Origin of the sequence: Acidovorax sp. NCPPB 3576 (genome assembly GCF_028473605.1) — a bacterium.
GTDB lineage: Bacteria > Pseudomonadota > Gammaproteobacteria > Burkholderiales > Burkholderiaceae_C > Paracidovorax.
Map to the genome: position 1 here is coordinate 3498047 of NZ_CP097267.1, position 21937 is coordinate 3519983.

A 21937-nucleotide genomic window follows, 5' to 3' on the forward strand; every position below is an offset into this window, starting at 1 on the left:
TGAAGGGCCAGACCTCCAATCGGCCTTCACCGCAATCAATACTAGGGCGTGTTGCTATATTTTTTATAGCATCAGGCCTTTTTCGACTGGCGGCATATCGGCCATCCGGCAGGGCGGGCCAGGGATACCGAGCATGCCCGGCGCCCGCTGGCCGGTTAGGCTGCGCGCCCCACCGCCCTTGGATTGCCCGCCATGTCCGTCAGTGTTTTCGATCTGTTCAAGATCGGTATCGGTCCCTCCAGTTCCCACACCGTCGGGCCCATGATCGCGGCGCGGCAGTTTGCCGTGGCCGTGCAGGAATCCGTGGGCCTGGCCCCCGTGCACCGCGTGGTGGTGGAGCTGTTCGGCTCACTGGCCGCCACCGGCATCGGCCACGGCACCGACCGCGCCGTGCTGCTGGGCCTGGCCGGGTACGAGCCCGACCGGATCGATCCGGACCGGATCGGCCCCACGGTGCAAGCCATCCGGGCGGGCGGCCAGATCGACCTGCTGGGCACGCACCGCATCGCCTTCATCGAAAAGGACCACCTGCTGTTTCGGCGCAAGAGCCTGCCGTTCCATCCCAATGGACTGAGCTTTCATGCCCATGGCGCGCAAGGCGAGCTGCTGCTCACGCGCACCTACTATTCGGTGGGAGGCGGCTTCGTGGTGGACGAAGGCGGCCAGCGCGTGCTCAACAGCGTCGCGGCCCTGGACGACGGCGCCGCGGGCTCGGGCGTGGGCCTGCCCCATCCCTACCGCACCGCGGCCGATCTGCTGGCCCAGTGTGCGGCCACGGGGCAGAGCATCGCCGCCGTGACGCTGGCCAACGAAGGGCACTGGCACAGCAGCGCGCACGTGCGCCAGCGCCTGCTGCAGATCTGGCAGACCATGGCCGGCGCCGTGCAGCGCGGCTGCGCCAGCCATGGCAGCCTGCCCGGCCCCATGCGGCTGCAGCGCCGCGCGGGCCAGTTGCACCAGACGCTGTCCGGCCGCGCCGAAGAGGCGCTGCGCGATCCGCTGTCGATGCTGGACTGGATCAACCTCTACGCCATGGCGGTCAACGAGGAGAACGCGGCGGGCGGGCGCGTCGTCACCGCCCCCACCAACGGCGCGGCCGGCGTGATTCCGGCAGTGCTGCACTACTACGTGAAGTTCGTGCCCGGCGCCGACGAGGACGGCATTGCCGACTTCCTGCTCACGGCCGGGGCCATCGGCATCATCTACAAGGAAAACGCCTCGCTGTCGGGCGCCGAGGTGGGCTGCCAGGGCGAGGTGGGCGTGGCCTGCTCGATGGCGGCCGGCGCGCTGGCGGCGGTGATGGGCGGCACGCCCGCGCAGGTGGAGAACGCGGCCGAGATCGGCATGGAGCACAACCTGGGCATGACGTGCGACCCGGTGGGCGGGCTGGTGCAGATCCCCTGCATCGAGCGCAACGCGATGGGCGCCATCAAGGCGATCAATGCGGCGCGCATGGCCCTGCGCGGCAATGGCACGCACATGGTTTCGCTCGACCAGGTCATCAAGACCATGATGCAGACCGGCGCCGACATGAAGAGCAAATACAAGGAAACCTCGCGCGGCGGGCTGGCGGTGAACGTCGTGGAGTGCTGACGGCCCGGGCAGGCACCCGGCCCCGCACCGACTGTGGCGAATAGGACGCACCCGCGGCCTGCGCCGCCCCCAAACCCTGCCATCTGGCGTTACACGCGCATACACTTTGCGCTCTTCGCCCGACGGGCGCATGCGTTTTCTCTTCACCCCTCCCCACCATGCATTTCATTTCTCGACTGCGCCCCTGGGCGCTCATGGCGGCCCTGGCCGCGTTCGGCAGCACGGCACCCGCGTGGGCGGAAGACACGCTGGCGCGCATCGCCAGCTCCGGCGAATTGAAGCTGGGCCACCGCGAAAAGTCCCTGCCGTTTTCGTTCAAGGACGCCAACGGCGCGGTGAAGGGCTACACGGTGGACGTGTGCCTGCAGATCTTCGACGAGATCAAGAAGGAGTTGAAGCGCCCCGACCTGCGCGTGCACTACCTGCTGGTGGACGGCAAGAACCGCATCAGCGACGTGAAGGACGGCGTGGTGGACCTGGAGTGCGGCGGCACCGCCAACACCGCCGCGCGGCAAAAGGAGATCGCGTTCAGCCACCACATCTTCGTGGCGACGTCTTCGTTCCTCGTGCGCAAAAGCTCGGGCATCAAGACGCTGGACGATCTGCAGGGCAAGAAGATCGCCGTGCAGGGCAAGACCACCAACGAAGGCTTGCTGCGTGCCAACGAGCGCACCTACAACCGCCACTTCAACTACGTGCTGGCCGACAGCACGCTCGACGTGGTGGGCGCGCTGGTCAAGGGCGAGGCCGATGCCGCCTTCGCCGACGATGCGGGCATCTGGATTCCGCTCACCCGCCTGGGCAAGAACGTGGACGACTACCACTTTTTGGAAAAGCGCCTGTCCCTGGAGCCCTACAGCATCGGCCTGCGCAAGGACGACCCCAAGTTCAAGGAGCTGGTGGACCGCGTGACGCGCCGCATGATCCAGGGCGGCGAGATGGCCGCGCTGTACAAGAAATGGTTCAGCGTGGACCAGCAGGGCATGCTGCCGATGAGCCTGTTCATGAAGGAAGCCCTGCGCCGCCCGAGCGACATGGGCGTGGAACAGATCGCTTTCTGAGGCCGGTCCGCCGCGTTGGCGGCAGGGGCGCGCGGTCCGGGACCGACGCGCGCCCTCCCCAGCCACTGGCTTACATGTAGCCCTGGTCGATCGCCTCCTGGTGCTCCCGCAATTCCTGTTCCTTGCGCGCCTGGATTTCCTCTGGCGTGCTGGGAGTCGAATACAGAATCGACGAAATCCCCTGGCTGTCGAACGCTTCTTCGATGTCTTTGGCCACGCTTTGCAAGGCATCCAGCTTGTTGAAAGACTGGCCGATGTCCATATTCGCCATCTGGCTCAGTGAGGCATGCAGCTGGGGATCGGCGTAGCGCAGGCCTTTCATCTCGTCGCTGGCGAGGAACTGCTTGAGCTGCTTGTGGCTTTGGAGGATGGCATCGCGCTGGCCTGACAGTTCATTGAACTCCTGGGCTGTCTTGAAGGTGCTCACCATCTGGGCACCGCTGCGGCGCATCGTGCGCTCCAGGTCGAAGGCCATGCCCGTCTGATCGACCTTGGTGAACTTGCCGGACAGGTCCGCCAGTTTCTCCAGCATCGGAAGGTTGGCCGCCAGTGCCTGGCTCAAATGGTGCGCCACGGGAATGTTCATCCTCGCCATTTCGTTGCGCAGGGCATTGTGCTCACGGACCGCTGTTTTTTTCTGGGCGGTGAGGGTTTCAAACCGCGAGTTCAGCGCGTCGTACTCCTTGTCGGACATGGCGTCGGTCGCGTTGTCCAACGCCGTGTCCACCTGGTGATGCTCCCTGGTCAGGGCGTCCATGCGGGCCTTGGCCTCCAGGTATTGCGCCTTGACCTGCCGGGTTCCGCGGATGAACTGCAATTTGGGCTGGGCCGTATCGGCTTCCGAGGATTGGGGTCTGGTCCGCCCGAAACTCGCAGAAGAGGCTGCCTGCTGAGGCCTTGCAGCTTGGGCCGTGCTCGTCGGGCGCGTGGGGCTTGATGGAGTCGTGGGACGCGAAGGACTCGTCGGGCTCGAGGGACGCGACGGACTCGTGGGCCTTGAGGGGCTCGCCGGGCTCGAAGAGCCCGAGGAACTGGTGGAGCCCCAGGAGTTGAGGGAGCTTGAAGAATGGGTGGAACCCCACGAGCTCAGCGAACTGAGGGAGCTGGACGAACCCGTGGGGCGCATCGAAGTGCGATGCACTCCCGGCTGGGACACCGGCGCATCGCTGCGCCCACCGCCGAACATCTTCAGGCCCGTGGAATCGGGCTGCTGCTTCCGGGAAGAAGGCGCGGCCGCCGAGGCCTGCTGATAACTCGAGGTTTGCACGCGCTGCTGTTGCTGACCGGCGAGGCCGGCCTGCTGGCTGCCTGGCCGGAACGACTGCAGGTTGACCCGAGGCTGCGACGGCGAGCCTTCCGGGTGGGCTTTCGCTCCGCCGGCACGGGCATTCAAGCCTGAAAACACAGACCCTTGCCGCTGTTGGGACTGCGCAGTGCCCGGCTGGGCCTTCTTCGCATGGCCTGTGGTTTGCGCCGCCACTTCTTTGACGAAGCGGTTGCCAGCAGATAGGACCTTGGAAGCGAGTTTGGACGTGAGAGACATGAAAACCTTTCAAAGCGGTCGCTGACCATGCCTCGCATGGGGAAATCGCCGCCTGAAATCCACTGTAGGCCGGCAGGCCCCATCCCACCGCCCAGCCGCCCGAAAGCGCTGTCAGGAATGCGAAGCGCCGCCCCTTGCCGTGCTGTCCGCAGGGCAAGCAGCCCACTCGCCGCCCAGCCCTGGCGCCCATGGGAGAATCCCGCCCCATGACACCGGAACAGTACGTCCAGCAAAAAGCCGCCGCCTCGGGCAGCAGCTTCTATTACGCCTTTCTGTTCCTGCCCGCGCCGCGGCGCGCCGCCATCACGGCCTTCTACGGTTTTTGCCGCGAGGTCGATGACGTGGTGGACGAAGTCTCGGACGCCGGCGTGGCCCGCACCAAGCTGGCCTGGTGGCAGGCCGAGGTGGCCCAGTCGTTCGCCGGGCGCGCCACGCACCCCGTGATGCAGGCGCTCATGCCGCACGTGGCGGCCTACGGCATCAAGGAGCATCACCTGCAGGCCGTGATCGACGGCTGCCAGATGGACCTGGAGCAGACGCGCTACCTCGACTTTCCCGGCCTGTCGCGCTATTGCCAATTGGTGGCGGGCGTGGTGGGCGAAGTGGCCGCGCGCATCTTCGGGCAGACCGACGACCGCACCACCGAATACGCCCACACGCTGGGCCTGGCGTTCCAGCTCACCAACATCATCCGCGACGTGGGCGAGGACGCGATGATGGGCCGCATCTACCTGCCCGTGGCCGAGCTGCAGCAGTTCGACGTGAAGGCGCACGAAATCCTCAAGCGCCAGTATTCCGAGCGGTTCACCGCGCTGATGCGCTTTCAGGCCGAGCGCGCGCACCGGCTCTACGACGAAGCGATCGCCCTGCTGCCCACGGGCGACCGGCGCGCCCAGAAACCCGGCCTGATGATGGCCAGCATCTACCGCACCCTGCTGCGCGAGATCGAGCACGACGGCTTCCAGGTGCTGCACCAGCGGGTCAGCCTCACCCCGCTGCGCAAGCTGTGGCTGGCCTGGAAGGTGCAGGCCCTCGGCCGCCTTTGACCGCAGCTTTTCGCATGCAACGGGTTGCCATCATCGGTGGGGGCTGGGCCGGCATGGCGGCGGCGGTGGCCGCCGCGCAGGCGGGGCACAGCGTGACCGTCTTCGAGGCCACGCGCGTGCTGGGCGGACGGGCGCGGGCCCTGCCCGCCCTCGATGCGCCTGGCGCGCAAGGCGCTCCAGTCCCATTGGACAACGGCCAGCACATCCTGATCGGCGCCTATGCCGAGTGCCTGCACCTCATGGAAACGGTGGGCGTGGACCCGTCCGCCGCCCTGCTGCGCATGCCGCTGTCGCTGCGCTTTGCCGATGGCAAGGGCATTCGCCTGCCAAACATCGCCCCGCCCTGGGACGCCGTGTGGGGCATTGCCACCGCCCGGGGCTGGAGCCCGCGCCAGCGGCTGGCCCTGATGACCACCACCGCCCGGTGGATGTGGGGCCTGGGCGGATTCCGCTGCGAGCCCGGCGATACGGTGCTGAAAATCAGCCAGGGCCTGTCGCCGCAGCTGATGGCCGAGTTCGTTGAGCCCCTGTGCGTCTCGGCGCTCAACACCCCCGCCGCCGAAGCCAGCGCCACGGTGTTTCTGCGCGTGCTGCGCGATGCGCTGTTCAGCGGGCGCGGCGGCTCCAACCTGCTGCTGCCGCGCACCGACCTGGGAGCGCTGTTTCCCGAGCCTGCCGCGCAGTGGCTGCAGACGCAGGGCCATGCCGTGCACCGGGCGCGCCGGGTGCAGGCCATCGCGCCCCAATCGCAGCAGTCCACCCAGTCACCGCCGTCGAGCGGCTGGACAGTCGATGGCGAGGCCTTCGACACCGCCGTGCTGGCCCTGCCCAGCAGCGATGCGGCCAGGCTGGTGGCCGCGTGCGCGGGCTCCGAACAGGCAGCGCCGCGCAAGGCGCTGTGCTCCGCGCTGTACGACTGGGCGGCCGTGGCGCAGGCGATGCGCTTCACCGCCATCGCCACCGTCTATGCGCGGGTGCCGGGCGCCCAGGGCCCTGTGCTGGAGAGCCCCATGCTGGCGCTGCGCTCCTGCACGCAGGAACCCGCCCAGTTCGCCTTCGACCGCGGCGTGCTGGGCGGCCCGCCGGGCCTGCTGGCCCTGGTGGTGAGCGCCTTCGAGGGCGACCGCGCCGAGCGCGAACAGCAGGTGCTGCGCCAGGCCATGCGCCAACTGGGCCTGCCGGCGCTGGAACTGGTGCAGACGGTGGTGGAAAAGCGCGCCACCTTCGCCTGCACGCCCGCGCTGCAGCGCCCGTCCAACGCGATCGCGCCGGGGCTTTGGGCCTGCGGCGACTACGTGCGCGGGCCCTACCCCGCCACGCTGGAAGGCGCGGTGCTGGCCGGCACGGCGGTCGGGCAGCAGTTGGGAAAAAAATAGCCTCCAGCGCATATTCCACTAGGGCGTATAGCTACAAAAATAATAGCAAACGCCTGCCATGGATCACGCCGTGCGGGGCAGCACGTCCGCCATCTTGAGCACGGACACACCCGTGTTGCCCCAGAAACGCTCCAGGCTGTCGGCCCGCTCGATCAGCAGCCGCTGCACCAGTGGCTCCAGCGACGTGGCGGCGGGATCGGCCACCAGCAGATAGCGCGGCTCCACGGTTTCGGGCACGCCGGCGGCGGTCTCGTTGACCTGCACCACCCAGTCGAGGGCCGTGAGCGCCTCCAGCACAGGCTCCAGCTGCAGCGCATCCACGCGCAGCGCCTGGCACAGCGCGCTCATGCGCAGCCCGCGGGCCGGCGTGCCGTGCGCCTGGTGCAGGGCCTGCAGCACTTCCACCGCCAGCTGGAAGGTCCAGCCCTGGCCGCTCGCCCGGCGCGCCACTCCGTTGAGCAGGCTGGGCAGGTAGGCCGCCACCACCGCGCCCAGCAGCACGATCACCCAGGCCACGTAGATCCAGACCAGCAGGATCGGCAGCGTCGCGAAGGCGCCGTACAGCACCGAATACGTGGGCACCGAGGCCAGGTACAGCCCCAGCACCTTCTTGGCCACTTCGATGCCGACCGAGACGAACACCCCGCCCGACCACGCATGGCGCCATTTCACCTGGGTGTTGGGCACGTAGCGGTACAGCGCCGCGGTGCCGCCGGCCAGCAGCAAAAATTCGATGGAGTCGAACAGCAGCCGCGCGCTGTCGGGCAGCGCGTCGTGCAGCCCGCGCGAGGCGGACGAGGCCACCGACGTGGTGAGCGCCAGGCTGGCCGCCAGCACCAGCGGCCCGAGCGTGATGACGGCCCAGTAGATCAGCACGCGCTGCCCCAGCGGCCGCAGCCGGCGCACGCGCCAGATGTTGTTGAGCGTGCGGTCGATGGTCAGGACCAGCGCCAGCGCCGTGCCCAGCAAAATCGAAAAGCCCGCCACGCCCAGGCCGCTGGCCTTGGACGCGAACTGCGTGAGATAGCCCAGCACCTGGCGCGAAATGCTGTCCGGCACCAGGCTGTCCACCAGCCAGCGCTGCAGCCCGGTCTGCAGCGTGCCGAAGATGGGGAAGGCGGTGAACACGGCCAGCGCCACCGTGAAGAAAGGCACCAGCGCCAGCAGCGTGGTGAAGGTCAGGCTGCTGGCCGTGAGGCCCAGGCGGTCCTCGCGGAAGCGCTCGCGCAACGTGTGCGCCGTGGTGCGCCAGGGAAAGTGCGACAGATCGGCCAGGACGGCTTCAAAGCGCTGCGCGAGTGGGGCTAAAGGCATGGCCGATATGATGCCACCCCGATGGCTTCTTCCCCCCTCTCTCCCGGCGCGCCGCGTGCCGCCTCCGGCCCGCTCGCCCCCGCGGCCCCCGCCGCCCCTGACGTCGCAGCCACCCGGTGGCTGGCCGTGGGTTGCCTGCTCGGCCTGATCGTGCTGAGCCTGGCGTGGGAGCTGTGGCTGGCCCCCTTGCGGCCCGGCGGCTCGTGGCTGGCGCTCAAGGCGCTGCCGCTGGCGGTGCCGCTCGCCGGCCTGCTCAAGCACCGCATGTACACCTACCGCTGGGTGAGCCTGGTGGTGTGGCTGTATTTCACCGAAGGCGTGGTCCGCGCCTGGAGCGACAGGCCGCCCGGCCAGTGGCTGGCGATGGTGGAGATCGCGCTGTGCCTGGGCCTGTTCGTGGCCTGCGCGCTGCACGTGCGGCTGCGCCAGAAGCACGCGCGGGAGGCGGCGGCATCCGCCAATGCCACGGCCATCCCGGCACCCCCATCCACACCGTAAAAAACGGCTCCGCCCCACGCCCTTTCCAGTCACCCCGTTTTTCGCGAGCGTTTGAAAACCATGTCCACCCTCCTGATCGACACCCTGCGCCAGACCGTCGGCGCCGCCCATGTGCTCACCGAGGGCGACCTCACCGCCTGGGAGCAGGACTGGCGCCGCCGCGCGCGCGGCAAGGCCCTGGCCGTGGTTCGGCCCGGCAGCACGCAGGAAGTGGCCGCCGTGGTGCGTGCCTGCGCCGCCGCCGGCACCTCCATCGTGCCCCAGGGCGGCAACACGGGGCTGGCAGTGGGCTCCATTCCCGATGAAACGGGCACGCAGGTGCTGCTGAGCCTCACGCGGCTGAACGCCATCCGCGCGGTGGACGCCGACAACCTCACGCTCACCGTGGAGGCGGGCGCCATCCTGCAGAACGTGCAGGACGCGGCCGAGAAGGCGGGGCTGCTGTTCCCCTTGAGCCTCGCGGCCGAGGGCAGCTGCACCATCGGCGGCAACCTGGCCACCAACGCCGGCGGCACGCAGGTCGTGCGCTACGGCAATACGCGCGACCTGTGCCTGGGCCTGGAAGTCGTCACGCCGCAGGGCGAGGTGTGGGACGGCCTCAAGGGCCTGCGCAAGGACAACACCGGCTACGACCTGCGCGACCTGTTCATCGGCAGCGAAGGCACGCTGGGCATCATCACCGCCGCGACGATGAAGCTCTACCCGCAGCCCGCCGCCAGCCTGACGGCGTGGGCGGCGGTGCCTTCGATGGAACACGCCGTGCAATTGCTGGCCCTGGCGCACAAGCACCTGGGCGCGGGCCTCACGGGCTTCGAGGTCATGGGCCGCTTCGCCCTGAGCCTGGTGGCCAAGCACATGCCGCAACTGCGCGTGCCCTTCATCGACCAGCCCGACGTGCCCTACGGCGTGCTGCTGGAAAACAGCGACAGCGAATCGGAGGCGCACGCCCGCACGCGCTTCGAGTCGCTGCTGGAAACCGCCTTCGAGGCCGGCTGCGTGACCGATGCGGTCGTGGCCGAGAACCTGGCGCAGGCGCACCAGCTGTGGCACATCCGCGAGAGCATTCCGCTCGCCCAGGCCGAGGAAGGGCTGAACATCAAGCACGACATCTCGGTGCAGATCCCGCGCATTCCGGCCTTCGTCGAATACGCCGACGCACTGCTGCAGCGCGAGATTCCCGGCGTGCGGCTGGTCAACTTCGGGCACCTGGGCGACGGCAACCTGCACTACAACGTGCAGGCCCCGGCCGAGGGCGATGCCAAAGCCTTCCTGCGCGATGAGGAAGCGCGCGTGAACCACCTGGTGTACGAGGCGGTGGCGCAGTTCGGCGGATCGTTCTCGGCCGAACACGGCGTGGGCGCGCTCAAGGTGGACAAGCTGGAGAAGTACCAGTCCCCTGTGGCGCTGGCCATGATGCGCGCCATCAAGGGCGCGCTGGACCCGCAGGGGCTGATGAACCCCCACTGCATGCTGCCGGTGCACGGCGCCTGACGGCCGGATGGCCGGATGGCCGGGGGCGGGCGGGCTCAGCGCCGCGCGTCTTCCAGCACCTTGCGCACGTCGGCGGGCAAGGGGATGGGCGCGCCGGCGTCCTGCACGTCCCATTCCTCATCGCCCGTCTGCAGCCACACGCGCATCGCGTCGCGCGACGGGTCCACCACCACGGCTGCGGCCTGGGCGTCGGGCTGCTGCGACCGCCGGCCGGTGATGTAGAGCAGGCCGCCTTCTTGCCGCAGCGGCGTGCTGACGGCCATGTTCTTCAGCAACTCGGGGGCATTGACCGGGCCGAGCAACTCCTTGATGCGCACCGCCATCGGGCCCGTGCGCAGGAAGTCGGTGCCGTCCGATGGCAGGCGGCCCACCTGCGCCTGCACGCTGGCCCAGGGGCTGGAGGCAGCGGGCGCCTGCGCTGTCGGCTTGGCGGCAGGGGATGTGGAAGCCTTGGGCGTGAGCGGCACGTTGCTGGCGCAACCGGCCAGCAGCAACGCAGCCAGGAACGGCAAAGAGGATGAAAGGCGCATGGGGCGGATTTCCTTGAATCGGGGGAGCAAGCGGCGAGCTTATCCGCTGCCGCCTAGAATCCACCGCTCCATCGTTGCGCAAGCGCCCAAGCCAACCGCCCATGACCGATTCCACCCGCCCCGTGCGCTCCCAGTACGAAGACTTCATGCGCCACGTCGATGCCCATGGCGTGGCCAAGGGGGACCGCACGGGCACCGGCACGAAGAGCGTGTTCGGCCACCAGATGCGGTTCGACCTGAACGAGGGCTTTCCGCTGGTCACCACGAAGAAGGTGCACCTCAAGTCCATCATCGTGGAGCTGCTGTGGTTCCTGACCGGCTCCAGCAGCAACCACTGGCTCAACGAGCGCGGCGTGACCATCTGGGACGAATGGGCGCGCGAAGACGGCGACCTGGGACCCGTGTACGGCGTGCAGTGGCGCAGCTGGCCCACGCCGGACGGCGGCCACATCGACCAGATCGCCCAGGTGATCGACACGCTCAAGAAGAACCCCGACTCGCGCCGCATCATCGTGAGCGCCTGGAACGTGGCCGAGCTGGACCGCATGGCCCTCATGCCCTGCCATGCGTTCTTCCAGTTCTACGTGGCGCCGCCCCAGGCGCCGGGCGAGCGCGGACGGCTGTCATGCCAGCTTTACCAGCGCAGCGCCGACATCTTTCTGGGCGTGCCGTTCAATATCGCCAGCTATGCGCTGCTCACCCACATGGTCGCGCAGCAATGCGATCTGGACGTGGGCGACTTCATCTGGACCGGCGGCGACTGCCACATCTACAGCAACCACGAAGAGCAGGTGCGGCTGCAACTGAGCCGCGCGCCCTTCCCCTACCCCACGCTGCACATCCTGCGCCGGCCGGACAGCCTGTTCGACTACCGCCTGGAGGACTTCGAAGTGCGGGACTACCAGCACCACCCGGCCATCAAGGCCCCGGTCGCGGTCTGATGCCTGCGCGATGCGGCCAGCCCATTGAATCCTTCGACGGGACGGCGCCTTCGGGTACCGCCCCGTTTTTCTTGTCTCCACCTGACCTTTTCCACTTCATCCACTATGTCTTCCGGCGGATTTCACGTACACGGCCCGCACGACCATGCGGTCGAGCATGCCAGCCAGGGCCACGGCGCCCATGAGGCCCACGCGCACGAGGGCGGCGGCTCGTCCACCAGCAAGATCGCCATGTTCACCGCGATCGTGGCGACGGTCGGTGCCATCTTTTCCTACATGGGCGGGGCCACGCAGGCCAATGCGGGGCTGCTCAAGAACGATGCGGCCATCCGCAAGACCGAAGCGTCCAACCAGTGGAATTACTTTCAGTCCAAGAGCACGAAGCAGTCGCTGACCGAGATGGCCCGCGACCTGGCGCCGGACGACCGCAAGGGCAGCTACCAGACCAAACTGGACCGCTACGAGGCCGAGAAGAACGACATCAAGACCCAGGCCGAAAAGCTGGAGCGCGAGTCGCTCGACTTCGACCACCAGAGCGAAGCCCAGATGCACCAGCACCACCGCTGGGCCCAGGCCACCACGGCGCTGCAGGTGGCCATCGCCCTGGCCGCCATCGCGCTGCTCACGCGCAAGAAGTGGCTGGAATACGGCATGTACGGCGTGGCCGCCATCGGCCTGGGCGTGGGCACCATGGCGTTCCTGCACCTTTGAGCCGCCGCCCGCCTCTGTGACCTCTGCGAGAAAGCCCCCGATGGCCCTGCACCTGATTTATGCGCGCGCCGCCAACGGCGTGATCGGCAAGGACGGCACCATGCCCTGGCACCTGCCCGAAGACCTGGCGCACTTTCGCCAACTCACGCACGGCAGCCCGGTGGTGATGGGCCGCAAGACCTGGGATTCGCTGCCACCGCGCTTTCGGCCGCTGCCCGGGCGCGCCAACATCGTGGTGACGCGCCAGGCGGACTGGCAGGCCGACGGCGCCCGCCGTGCCGCGGGCCTGCACGAGGCCCTGCAACTGGCCCAGGCCGAGGGCGCCACCACCTGGGTGATCGGCGGCGCGCAGCTGTATGCGCAGGCCCTGCCGCTGGCCACGCGGATCGAGGCGACCGAGATCGGGCAGGACTTCGAGGGTGACGCCTACGCGCCCGAGCCCGGCCCCGAATGGGTGGAGACGGCCCGCGAGCGCCATGTGAGCGCGGCCGGCCTGCCCTACAGCTTCGTGACGCTGGAACGGCGCTGAAACAGGCGCCTTCCGCCTTGATCGACGAGCGGCTGAGCCGCCGTGGCGGCCGCTGCCCTGGCAGGACGCGCGTTCGCAAAGCCCCCATGTCACGGTGCGGCGGTACAGTCGGTGCAAAATCCGCGTGGCGGAATCAGGCGACGCATGCCGTCGCCGACCGACCGCTCCGCCCAGGCGAATGCCATCCTTCCACGTCCCCTTTCCCAAGCCGAGCCCACCGTGAAACTAGACGCCATCGACCAAAAGATCCTGGATCTGTTGCAGGAAGACGCAGACCAGCAAGGGGCTGAGATCGCCGCCAAGGTCGGCCTATCGACCACGCCGTGCTGGCGCCGGGTGCAGCGGCTCAAGGAGAGTGGCGTCATCAAGAAAAGCGTGGCGCTGGTCGATGCGCAGAAAGTCAACGTCGGCGTGACGGTGTTCGTGTCGGTGCGCACCAGCACCCACACGCAGGAATGGTTCGAGAACTTCAAGGCCTGCATCCAGGTCATGCCGGAAGTGGTCGAGTTCTATCGCATGAGCGGCGAAATCGACTACCTGCTGCGCGTGGTGGTGCCCGACATCGCAGCCTACGACCGGGTGTACAAGAAGCTGATCGCCAACAACCACCTGTGCGACATCAGCTCCAGCTTCGCGATGGAAGAGATCAAGTTCACCACGGCGCTGCCGCTGAATTACGCGCGGTAGCCAAGGGCAGCCAGCCGTTGGCAAGCCAGGGCGGGGGGCGCAGCGGCGGTGCACTGCATCGGTCCGGACGCCAGCCCCCGGATGATTGCTATATTTTTAATAGCTAAACGCCCTAGTATCTATTGCGGTGGCGGCCTTCTTGGCCATCAGCCTGAGACAACGGCCTGGAGCGCCCCCCCCCCCCGCTGCACCGCACCGCCCCATCAACTGCGCCACAGCGCCATGCCGCCCGCCAGGCTCCAGGCCCGGGCGTGGCCCAGCCGGCGCAGGGCCTTGGCGGCCTGTGCGCTGCGGTTGCCGCTGCGGCAAAAGAACAGCACGGGCGTATCCGCCGACAGGGCCAGCCACTGCGGCAGCGCATTCACCAGGCCCGACAGCGGCACGGCCTGGCGCTGCACGGGCGCGCCCAGGTCGGGCGCCCGGCCCAGGCGCTGTTCGTAGGGCTCGCGCACATCCACCAGCAGCAGGTCGGGCTGCGACTGCAGCAAGGCCTGCAGCGCGGCCGACGTCATGTCGCTGGAGGCCGCGGCAGCGCAGGGCGAGTCCACGCGCGCACCGCACACCATCGGCTGGCCGCTGGCCTCCTGCGGTGCCAGGCCCTGCTCCAGCCGCGCCTTGGCCTGCGCGAAGCCCTGGGCGTCCAGCCGTCCATCGAGCACCTGCGCCAGCAGGGGCTGGACCGTGCACTCCGTAGCCAGCGTGGTGGCAAAGCGGTCGTCGTAGTCGTGCCCGGGCAGCAGCAGCGCGTGAAGCCCCAGCACCTCGGCCATCCGGTGCAGCGACGACCCGAAGGCGAGCGGCGCGCTCTGCGCAAAGTCGCTGCGCCCGAGCGCACCGGGCATGACGGTGTCGCCCACGAAGGCCAGGCGCAGCCCTTGCGCGCCATGCAGCAGGTAGGCGGTGGCATCTTCGGTGTGGCCCGGCGTGGCCAGGCGGGTGAGGTGCAGCGCGCCCAGGCCGATCCGGTCGGCATGCTGCGGCCAGCCCAGGGCATCCACGGCATCGTCCGCGGCCGGATGGCCGGCCAGGGCGGCACGCAGCGGCGCAGCGGAGGACGCGTGGTCGCCATGGCTGTGGGTGTCCAGCACCGCCGCCAGCGTGTATCCCTGGCAGCGCACCAGCTGGGCCAGCCGCCCGGTCAGCTCGGGCAGCGGATCGATCACGGCGCAGCGGCGGCTGGCGGCATCGGCCACCAGGTAGCAGCACGCGCCATCGACCACGAAGCGGGTCACGCCCTCGATGGGCAGCGCGGCCGGTTGCGCCGGGCCCAGGCAGCTGGCACGCAGCGATTCGCCGCACGCGCGGATGCGGGCACAGGCCTCATTGATGAAGGCCGCATCCGCCGCCGGCCCGAACGACAGCCGCACGGCCGAGTCCGCCTGCCAGGCGGGCAACTGCATGGCCTGCAGCACATGGCTGGGCTGCGCCTTGGCGGCGCTGCACGCCGAGCCGCCGCTGACGCGCACGCCCGCGGCATCGAACAAATCCAGCAGCAATTTGGAGCCCACGCCCGGAACCGAAAAGTTGAGCGTGGTGGGCAGGCAGCGCTCGGGCGGCGCATTGAAGACGAGGCCGGGAAAGGCATCCTCCAGCGCCACCCCCAGTTGCGCGCGGTAGCCCGCCAGCACCGGTGGCGGCTGGAACGTGGTGCCAGCCTCCAGCGCCGCCAGTACCGCGCCCAAAGCGGCGATGCCCGCCATGTTCTCGGTGCCCGAGCGCAGGGCGCACTCCTGCCCGCCGCCGGCCATCATGGGCGTGAACGGCGCGCCCTGGCGCACGTACAGCAGCCCGATGCCCTTGGGCGCATACAGCTTGTGGCCGGAGAACGTGGCGTAGTCGATGGGGTGGTCGGCCAGCTGCAGCGCCATCTTGCCCAGGGCCTGCACGCTGTCCACCAGCCACAGCGCGCCGCTGCCCGCCATCGCCTGGGCAATGCCCGCCAGGTCGCTGACCACGCCGGTCTCGTTGTTGGCGGCCATGGTGCACACCAGCGCGGCGCGCGGCGCATGGGCACGCAGCCAGTCGAGGTCGTGCCGGCCATCGCGCGCCACGGGGATGGGCAGCACCTGCAGGCCGAGCTGCAGCAGCGTGTTCCAGTGCCTGAGCGCCTCGGGCACCGCCTTGTGCTCGGTGGCGCCGTACAGCAGCCATTGCTGCGGCCCCAGAGTGCCGTCGTGGCCTGCGGCGGTGCGCTGCCTGCGCACATGGTCCAGGGCCGACAGCACGGCGGTCTGGATGCCCTCGGTCGCGCCGCTCACGAACATCAACTGCCCCGAAGGCGCACCGACCACCCGGCGGGCGCGGGCACGCACCGCGTCCATCAGCGCGCGGGCCTTGAGGCCGGTGCTGTGCGTGCTGCTGGGGTTGCCGTAGTCGTGCGCCATCGCGGCCAGGGCGGCATCGCGGGAGGCGGGCAGGACGGGCGTGGTGGCGTTGGCGTCGAGGTAGATTTCCATGGCATTGCTCTATTTCGATAGATCTTGGTAACTGCACCTATCGTAATTAGCACTCATGAGAATCAATTTCTCATTTTTTATGAAATTTTGAATTTTTCATGATTCCCTCGTTCCATCGACCACCTTCGGCGCAAGGCGGTTGCCAACAGGGAGCCGGGCATGCGTGCAGCCCTGGCCAGGAGGCTCGTCCACAATAGCGGGCTCGCCGCGGCCGCCCCGTCCCGCCCCGACAGGCGCCGCGATGCCGCCCGCGTGGGATTTGCAGCAGCGCACGGTTTTCGCGCGCCGAAGCGATCCAGGTGAAGTCCAGAGAACACAGAAAAATGCAGCAGCCGGTAGAAAACGCTCCCTTGCCCGCCCCAGCCTCCACTCCTTGCGCCCCCGCTGCGTTCCAGCCGGGCAGCGATCTGTCGCATCACACGCCGATGATGCAGCAGTACCTCGCCCTGAAAGCGGCGCACCCCGACACGCTGCTCTTCTACCGCATGGGCGATTTCTACGAGGTGTTCTTCGCCGATGCCGAGAAAGCCGCGCGGCTGCTGGACATCACGCTCACGCAGCGCGGGCAGTCCGGCGGGCAGCCGGTGGTGATGGCCGGGGTGCCATTCCATGCGCTGGAGAACTACCTGGCCCGGCTCATCAAGATGGGCGAGTCGGTGGCGATCTGCGAACAGGTGGGCGAGGTGGGCGCGAGCAAGGGGCCGGTGGAGCGCAAGGTGGTGCGCGTGGTCACGCCGGGCACGCTCACTGACAGCGAACTGCTGTCCGACAAGGCCGAATCGCTGCTGCTGTCGGTGCACCAGGGCCCGCGCGCGCGCTGCGGCCTGGCGTGGCTCAGCGTGACGCAGGGGCTGGTCCACCTGGCCGAGTGCACGCACGACGAGGTGGGCACCTGGATCGCCCGCATCGGCCCGAGCGAGGTGATCTACAGCGCCGGGGTGACCGAGCGCTTCGAGCAGCAGCTCAAAACGCTGCGCCAGAACGGCACCTTCGCCTGCCCCTTGAGCCTGCGGCCGGACTGGCAGTTCGACGCCGCTCTGGGCGAGCGCAAGCTGCTGGAGCAACTGGGCGCGGCCAGCCTGAATGCCTGGAGCGCGCAGGACCTGGCCCAGGCACACGCCGCCGCGGCGGCGCTGCTGGCCTATGCCGAGCACACGCAGGGCCGCTCGCTCACCCACGTGCACGGCGTGCGCGTGCAGCAGAGCGACGAGCTGATCGCCCTGCCCCTGGCCACGCGCCGCAACCTGGAGCTGACGCGCACGCTGCGCGGCGAAGATTCGCCCACCCTTTTTTCGTTGCTGGACACCTGCATGACCGGCATGGGCAGCCGCCTGCTCAAGACCTGGCTGCTGGAGCCGCGGCGCGACCGCACCGAGGCGCGCCAGCGCCTGGCGGCCACGGCGGCGCTGCGCGGCACGGCCTCGGGCAGCGGCCCGTGGCAGGCCCTGCGCGGCGAGCTGCGCGGCGTGAGCGACGTGGAGCGCATCACGGCCCGCATCGCGCTGCGGCAGGTGCGCCCGCGCGAGTTGCTGGGCCTGTGCAAGACGCTACAAAAAGCAGAGCAGCTTGCCTGCGCTTTTATTGCGCCAGAGCCGTTTTTGGCTCAAATCTTCGAGCACCTGCGCCCCCCCGTCGATTGCGGCGAACTGCTGCGCGCGGCCATCCATGAAGAGCCTGCCGCCCTGGTGCGCGACGGCGGCGTGATCGCTGCGGGCTTCGATGCCGAGCTGGACGAGTTGCGTGGCATCCAGACGCACTGCGATGCCTTTTTGCTCGACCTGGAAACACGCGAGAAGGCCCGCACCGGCATCGCCAACCTGCGCGTGCAGTTCAACAAGGTGCATGGCTTCTACATCGAGGTGACCAGCAGCCACCTGGATCGGGTGCCCGACGACTACCGCCGCCGCCAGACGCTCAAGAACGCCGAGCGCTTCATCACGCCCGAGCTGAAGACCTTCGAGGACAAGGCGCTGTCGGCGCAGGAGCGCGGCCTGGCGCGCGAGAAATGGCTGTACGAGCAGTTGCTGGACCGGCTGCAGCCGCACGTTCCCGCCCTCACCCGGCTGGCCCATGCGCTGGCCACGCTCGATGTGCTGTGCGCGCTGGCCGAGCGCTCGCTCACGCTGAACTGGTGCGCGCCGCAGTTCGCTCCCGAGCCCTGCATCGAGATCGAGGGCGGGCGCCACCCGGTGGTGGAGGCGCGGCTGGCAGAAACATCGTCCGGCAGCTTCATCGCCAACCACACGCGGCTGAACGCCAACACCCGCATGCAGGTGATCACGGGGCCGAACATGGGCGGCAAATCGACCTACATGCGGCAGGTGGCTCTGATCGTGCTGCTGGCCAGCATGGGCAGCCACGTGCCGGCCACGTCGTGCCGCCTGGGGCCCATCGATGCGATCCACACGCGCATCGGCGCGGCCGACGACCTGGCCAACGCGCAATCGACCTTCATGCTGGAGATGACCGAGGCCGCGCAGATCCTGCACTCGGCCACGCCGCACAGCCTGGTGCTGATGGACGAGATCGGGCGTGGCACCAGCACCTTCGACGGCCTGGCGCTGGCCAGCGGCATCGCCACGCACCTGCACGATCGCACCAAGGCGTTCACGCTGTTCGCCACGCACTATTTCGAGCTGACCGAGCTGTCGGCGCGCCACCAGCATGCGGTGAACGTGCACGTGGGCGCGACCGAGTCGGGCTCGAACATCGTCTTCCTGCACGAGATCCAGCCGGGGCCGGCCAGCCGCAGCTACGGCATCCACGTGGCGCGCCTGGCGGGCGTGCCGGGCCCGGTGCTGAACCATGCGCGCCACACGCTGGCCGCGCTGGAGCAGCGGGCCGGCGAGGGCGAAACGCAGGTGGACCTGTTCGCCGAGCCGCCCGACGCCGAGGGGCCGATGGTGAGCCCCGCGGAAGCGGCCCTGGCCGAACTGCAGCCCGATACTTTGAGTCCGCGCGAGGCGCTGGACGCGCTGTACCAGCTCAAGCGGCTGGTACGGGGCTAGGCCGCGCAGGCCATCGACCTCAGGCGAGGCTGACTTACTCGGCTGGAGGAACCGCGGGCTTCTATTCCTTGGCCGTGCGTTCGAACTTGGTCTTGGCCGCGATCTGCTGGCCTTCGGACAGGCCATCCATGTCGCGGTACAGGTGCACCGACAGAGCGATGTCGCCGGACTTGTTCTTGAGGCTGTGGGGCACGCCCAGCTCGTCAGGCCCGAAGCCGGCCCACGACGCCTCTGTCCGCGCATTTCTTTCGGTCTTTTCGGCCAGCGGCGTGTTGTCTTTCGTTTCGCCGGTCGGTCGGTAGATCCGCTCCGACAAATTGCCCTTCAGGATGAAAGAAGCGCACTCGTTGGGATGGTCGTGGATGGGGGTCTTTTGCCTGGCATCGAACGCGAACAGTTGCAGGCAGAACGACTCTCCCTCCTTCGCGTGGCTGTGCAGCAGATAGCGACCGTAACCCGCCAACTGTGTGGCGTCCTTGGGCTGATAAATATCGGTGGACAACTGGGCTTCCTCCAGCAGGCCCTTGAGGGCGTCCGCCACGCAATCGCGCACGTCCTTGCCCGCCGCGATCTCGGCTTGCACGGAGGCATTTTGCAAAAGCTTCTGAACGCCGGCTTCCAGGCGCTTTTGGTTAGCCACATGGGTCTGCCGGGCTTGCAGGGACAGCGTGGTGTACACCTTGTCGAGCTTGGCCTCGCGGGCTCCGATGCCCGAATCCGCGCCCAGCAGCGAGGTGCGTGGGCGCTTGGCCGAAGCACCTTCCGCGCTGGCGTCCGGGGACCGCGCCTGCAGGCCGTCCAGGCGGGCATCGCCGCCCGGCTGGCTCGAACCGGCAGGCCGCTTGTTCGAAGAGGCGGTATCGGCGACTTCGGCGCGGTCGGAACGGGGAGAAACGGTGCGGGAAGGGGAAGAGATGGAGCTGGTCGTCATGGTTCGAAAAAAGAGTGGATGAGGAAGACAAAGCGGGAGAACAACGGCGATTCACCGTGTCGCCACCCACCCGCCATTCTTCGAACCACACGGCGGAATCCCGCCGCCCGTGCGAAGCCGAAGCCCGGGAATGCGAATGTCTTTTCATATTGCGAAATCATCTGAAACATTGGCGACACGCGGCACCCGTTTGCCTCTGTTTCTGCCGCACCGTCTTGGGGCAAGCCCGCAGCGCGACGGCGACAACGCCTACACTCGACCCTTTGCCTCCGAAGTCGCCCCCATGACGTATTGCGTCGCCATCAAGCTCAACGCCGGACTGGTTTTCCTGTCCGATTCCCGCACCAATGCGGGCCTGGACCAGATCAGCTCCTTTCGCAAGATGATGATCTACGAGAAGGCAGGCGACCGATTCATGGTGCTGCTGTCCGCCGGCAACCTGAGCATCTCGCAGTCGGTGCGGGAGATCCTGCAGTCCGAGCAGCTCACCGACCGCGAGGGCGGCGAGCCGATGACGATCTGGAACGCCAAGAGCATGTTCGACGCCGCCCGCGTGCTGGGCGCAGCCGTGCGCCATGTGCACGAACGCGACGGCGCCGCGCTCAAGCGCTCGGGCGTGGACTTCAATGTCTCGCTGGTGTTCGGCGGGCAGATCCAGGGCGAGGGCATGCGCCTGTTCCAGGTGTATTCGGCAGGCAACTTCATCGAAGCCACCTCGGAGACGCCGTACTTCCAGGTGGGCGAATCCAAATACGGCAAGCCGGTGCTCGACCGCGTGCTGACGCCCGACACGCCGCTGGACGAAGCCGCCAAGTGCGCCCTGGTGTCGATGGACAGCACGCTCAAGTCCAACCTGTCGGTGGGCCTGCCGCTGGACCTGGTGGTGTATGAGGTGGGCCAGTTCGCCACCGACAAGATCGTCTGCATCGACGAGCACAACCCCTACTTCCGCATGCTGCACAACAGCTGGGGCGAAAAGCTTCGCGAGGTGTTCGACAGCATCGAAGACCCCGCCTGGCATGGCGGCCTGACCGAGGTGCCGCTCAAGGTGGAGCCGTCGCGCAGCCGCCCGATCAAGAAGATCACCAACCCGCGCGACAAATTGGTCTGAGGCCCTGGCGGCACGCGCCCCCCCTTTCGAAGCAACCGCAGCCCCATGCTCCCCATCGTCTTCTCGCACGCCAACAGCTTTCCGGCGGGCACCTACTCGGTGCTGTTTCGCCATCTGAAGGACCGGGGTTTCGATGTGAGCGCGCTGGACCGCTACGGGCATGCGCCCGAGTACCCGGTCACCAACAACTGGCCGCACCTGGTGCAGCAATTGGCCGACTTCGCGCAGGAGCATGTGCAGCGCGTGGGCGGGCCGGTGTTCTTCGTGGGGCATTCGCTGGGCGGCTTCCTGAGCGTGATGGCTGCCGCACGCCATCCCGATCTGGCGCGCGGCGTGCTCATGATCGACTCGCCCCTCATCAGCGGCTGGCGGGCCAGCGCGCTGGGCATGGCCAAGCAGACGCAGCTGGTGGGCGCCGTATCGCCCGGCAAGGTCAGCCGGGCCCGGCGCAACGCCTGGGCCAGCCCCGGCGAGGCGCTGGAGCATTTCCGCAAGAAAAAAGCCTTCGCGCAATGGGACGCCGAGGTGCTGCGCGACTACATCCAGCATGGACTGCGCGAGCAGGATGGCCGGCACATGCTGCATTTCGACCGGGCGGTGGAGACCGCCATCTACAACACCCTGCCCCACAACCTGGCGCAACTGCTGCGCGCCCACCCGCTGCGCTGCCCTGCGGCGTTCATCGGCGGGCGGGCATCGGCCGAGGTCCGCCAGGTGGGCATGGCGATGACGCTGAACATCACGCAAGGCCGGGTGACGGTGCTCGACGGAAGCCACCTCTTCCCGATGGAGCAACCCAGGACCACGGCGGCCGCCATCGAGGCGGCCCTGCTGAACCTCATGGCGGTCCGGCCCGCCTGATCCGCGGATCGCTCTGCCACGCCTGCCCGGGCTGGCGCAAGGCCAAGCACGGAGAACAGGCGCCCGGGCGGCCCACGCCGCGCCCCTGGCCTCCTTTTCTGACCTTCCTGTCTTGTCGCGCCCCTCCTTTGCCGGACCGACCCGGAAATGACTTCTGTGGTGCCAACGCACCTGCACCGTAAAAAAATGGAATCCGCTTAGAAAGTTCTCATACACTGCGGCAGCGTTACAAGGTGATACAGCGTGCCTT

The 21937-nt window shown here is 68.2% G+C and carries 19 protein-coding genes; 14 read left to right on the top strand and 5 right to left on the bottom strand.

Annotated features, from left to right (window positions below; translation table 11 throughout):
* Positions 1–192: 192 nt before the first annotated feature.
* A complete protein-coding gene (locus M5C98_RS16125; RefSeq protein WP_272548451.1) occupies positions 193–1593 on the top strand; it encodes an L-serine ammonia-lyase in 1401 nt (466 codons plus the stop codon).
* Between the two features lie 158 nt (positions 1594–1751).
* Positions 1752–2654, top strand: a complete 903-nt coding sequence (locus M5C98_RS16130; protein ID WP_272548452.1) for an amino acid ABC transporter substrate-binding protein — start codon at positions 1752–1754, stop codon at positions 2652–2654.
* Between the two features lie 70 nt (positions 2655–2724).
* On the opposite strand, the gene M5C98_RS16135 is transcribed toward M5C98_RS16130, so the two are convergent.
* Positions 2725–3471: a hypothetical protein gene (locus tag M5C98_RS16135; RefSeq protein WP_272548454.1), complete on the bottom strand. Its 747-nt coding sequence runs from the start codon at positions 3469–3471 to the stop codon at positions 2725–2727.
* A gap of 127 nt (positions 3472–3598) precedes the next feature.
* Between M5C98_RS16135 and M5C98_RS16140 the strand changes: the two genes are divergently transcribed.
* From M5C98_RS16140 to hpnE, 3 genes are all read left to right on the top strand, one after another.
* Positions 3599–3904, top strand: a complete 306-nt coding sequence (locus M5C98_RS16140; RefSeq protein WP_272548455.1) for a hypothetical protein — start codon at positions 3599–3601, stop codon at positions 3902–3904.
* 499 nt (positions 3905–4403) lie between these two features.
* Entirely contained in the window at positions 4404–5243 is an 840-nt protein-coding gene (gene hpnD, locus M5C98_RS16145) for a presqualene diphosphate synthase HpnD (protein WP_272548456.1), read from the top strand.
* A 14-nt stretch (positions 5244–5257) separates the two neighbouring features.
* Complete coding sequence (gene hpnE / locus M5C98_RS16150) at positions 5258–6619, top strand: hydroxysqualene dehydroxylase HpnE (protein ID WP_272548457.1); 1362 nt, start codon at positions 5258–5260, stop codon at positions 6617–6619.
* 63 nt (positions 6620–6682) lie between these two features.
* Here the strand turns inward: hpnE and M5C98_RS16155 are convergent, their stop codons facing one another.
* Entirely contained in the window at positions 6683–7933 is a 1251-nt protein-coding gene (locus M5C98_RS16155; protein WP_272548458.1) for a YihY family inner membrane protein, read from the bottom strand.
* A 21-nt stretch (positions 7934–7954) separates the two neighbouring features.
* Here M5C98_RS16155 and M5C98_RS16160 point away from each other — a divergent pair, with 21 nt between their 5' ends.
* Positions 7955–8431 (top strand): DUF2069 domain-containing protein, encoded by a 477-nt coding sequence (locus M5C98_RS16160; RefSeq protein WP_272548459.1) that lies wholly within the window; start codon positions 7955–7957, stop codon positions 8429–8431.
* Between the two features lie 60 nt (positions 8432–8491).
* Entirely contained in the window at positions 8492–9922 is a 1431-nt protein-coding gene (locus tag M5C98_RS16165; RefSeq protein ID WP_272548460.1) for an FAD-binding oxidoreductase, read from the top strand.
* A 35-nt stretch (positions 9923–9957) separates the two neighbouring features.
* Here M5C98_RS16165 and M5C98_RS16170 read toward each other — a convergent pair whose 3' ends face one another.
* The gene (locus M5C98_RS16170) at positions 9958–10452 is read right to left on the bottom strand and encodes a hypothetical protein (RefSeq protein WP_272548461.1); all 495 of its coding nucleotides are present in this window, start codon (positions 10450–10452) and stop codon (positions 9958–9960) included.
* 101 nt (positions 10453–10553) lie between these two features.
* Between M5C98_RS16170 and M5C98_RS16175 the strand changes: the two genes are divergently transcribed.
* The 4 genes from M5C98_RS16175 (at position 10554) to M5C98_RS16190 (ending at position 13320) form a co-directional block, all read left to right on the top strand.
* Positions 10554–11393 (top strand): thymidylate synthase, encoded by an 840-nt coding sequence (locus tag M5C98_RS16175; RefSeq protein ID WP_272548462.1) that lies wholly within the window; start codon positions 10554–10556, stop codon positions 11391–11393.
* Positions 11394–11498: 105 nt separating this feature from the next.
* Positions 11499–12104, top strand: a complete 606-nt coding sequence (locus M5C98_RS16180; protein ID WP_272548463.1) for a DUF4337 domain-containing protein — start codon at positions 11499–11501, stop codon at positions 12102–12104.
* Positions 12105–12144: 40 nt separating this feature from the next.
* Positions 12145–12633 (top strand): dihydrofolate reductase, encoded by a 489-nt coding sequence (locus M5C98_RS16185; RefSeq protein WP_272548464.1) that lies wholly within the window; start codon positions 12145–12147, stop codon positions 12631–12633.
* A 219-nt stretch (positions 12634–12852) separates the two neighbouring features.
* On the top strand, positions 12853–13320 hold the full coding sequence (locus M5C98_RS16190; RefSeq protein WP_272548465.1) for an Lrp/AsnC family transcriptional regulator: 468 nt from the start codon (positions 12853–12855) through the stop codon (positions 13318–13320).
* Positions 13321–13523: 203 nt separating this feature from the next.
* Here the strand turns inward: M5C98_RS16190 and M5C98_RS16195 are convergent, their stop codons facing one another.
* On the bottom strand, positions 13524–15776 hold the full coding sequence (locus tag M5C98_RS16195; RefSeq protein WP_272548466.1) for an aminotransferase class V-fold PLP-dependent enzyme: 2253 nt from the start codon (positions 15774–15776) through the stop codon (positions 13524–13526).
* Between the two features lie 425 nt (positions 15777–16201).
* Between M5C98_RS16195 and mutS the strand changes: the two genes are divergently transcribed.
* The gene (mutS, locus tag M5C98_RS16200; protein WP_272553305.1) at positions 16202–18784 is read left to right on the top strand and encodes a DNA mismatch repair protein MutS; all 2583 of its coding nucleotides are present in this window, start codon (positions 16202–16204) and stop codon (positions 18782–18784) included.
* A gap of 61 nt (positions 18785–18845) precedes the next feature.
* Here mutS and M5C98_RS16205 read toward each other — a convergent pair whose 3' ends face one another.
* Entirely contained in the window at positions 18846–19715 is an 870-nt protein-coding gene (locus M5C98_RS16205; protein WP_272548468.1) for a cysteine dioxygenase, read from the bottom strand.
* A gap of 283 nt (positions 19716–19998) precedes the next feature.
* On the opposite strand from M5C98_RS16205, the gene M5C98_RS16210 reads away from it, so the two are divergent.
* Positions 19999–20826 carry a proteasome-type protease gene (locus M5C98_RS16210; RefSeq protein WP_272548469.1) on the top strand — a complete coding sequence of 276 codons (828 nt, stop codon included), beginning with the start codon at positions 19999–20001 and terminating at the stop codon, positions 20824–20826.
* Between the two features lie 45 nt (positions 20827–20871).
* On the top strand, positions 20872–21687 hold the full coding sequence (locus tag M5C98_RS16215; protein WP_272548471.1) for an alpha/beta fold hydrolase: 816 nt from the start codon (positions 20872–20874) through the stop codon (positions 21685–21687).
* The last annotated feature ends 250 nt before the right edge of the window (positions 21688–21937 follow it).

What these genes read in the sequence shown, in the direction of transcription:
- M5C98_RS16185 (WP_272548464.1), top strand. Translation starts at nt 12,145, where the DNA reads ATGGCCCTGCACCTGATTTATGCGCGCGCCGCCAACGGCGTGATCGGC.
- M5C98_RS16210 (WP_272548469.1), top strand. Translation starts at nt 19,999, where the DNA reads ATGACGTATTGCGTCGCCATCAAGCTCAACGCCGGACTGGTTTTCCTG.
- M5C98_RS16155 (WP_272548458.1), bottom strand. Translation starts at nt 7,933, where the DNA reads ATGCCTTTAGCCCCACTCGCGCAGCGCTTTGAAGCCGTCCTGGCCGAT.
- M5C98_RS16195 (WP_272548466.1), bottom strand. Translation starts at nt 15,776, where the DNA reads ATGGAAATCTACCTCGACGCCAACGCCACCACGCCCGTCCTGCCCGCC.
- M5C98_RS16170 (WP_272548461.1), bottom strand. Translation starts at nt 10,452, where the DNA reads ATGCGCCTTTCATCCTCTTTGCCGTTCCTGGCTGCGTTGCTGCTGGCC.
- M5C98_RS16165 (WP_272548460.1), top strand. Translation starts at nt 8,492, where the DNA reads ATGTCCACCCTCCTGATCGACACCCTGCGCCAGACCGTCGGCGCCGCC.
- M5C98_RS16175 (WP_272548462.1), top strand. Translation starts at nt 10,554, where the DNA reads ATGACCGATTCCACCCGCCCCGTGCGCTCCCAGTACGAAGACTTCATG.
- M5C98_RS16215 (WP_272548471.1), top strand. Translation starts at nt 20,872, where the DNA reads ATGCTCCCCATCGTCTTCTCGCACGCCAACAGCTTTCCGGCGGGCACC.
- hpnD (WP_272548456.1), top strand. Translation starts at nt 4,404, where the DNA reads ATGACACCGGAACAGTACGTCCAGCAAAAAGCCGCCGCCTCGGGCAGC.
- hpnE (WP_272548457.1), top strand. Translation starts at nt 5,258, where the DNA reads ATGCAACGGGTTGCCATCATCGGTGGGGGCTGGGCCGGCATGGCGGCG.
- M5C98_RS16125 (WP_272548451.1), top strand. Translation starts at nt 193, where the DNA reads ATGTCCGTCAGTGTTTTCGATCTGTTCAAGATCGGTATCGGTCCCTCC.
- M5C98_RS16160 (WP_272548459.1), top strand. Translation starts at nt 7,955, where the DNA reads ATGGCTTCTTCCCCCCTCTCTCCCGGCGCGCCGCGTGCCGCCTCCGGC.
- M5C98_RS16180 (WP_272548463.1), top strand. Translation starts at nt 11,499, where the DNA reads ATGTCTTCCGGCGGATTTCACGTACACGGCCCGCACGACCATGCGGTC.
- M5C98_RS16130 (WP_272548452.1), top strand. Translation starts at nt 1,752, where the DNA reads ATGCATTTCATTTCTCGACTGCGCCCCTGGGCGCTCATGGCGGCCCTG.
- M5C98_RS16205 (WP_272548468.1), bottom strand. Translation starts at nt 19,715, where the DNA reads ATGACGACCAGCTCCATCTCTTCCCCTTCCCGCACCGTTTCTCCCCGT.
- mutS (WP_272553305.1), top strand. Translation starts at nt 16,202, where the DNA reads ATGATGCAGCAGTACCTCGCCCTGAAAGCGGCGCACCCCGACACGCTG.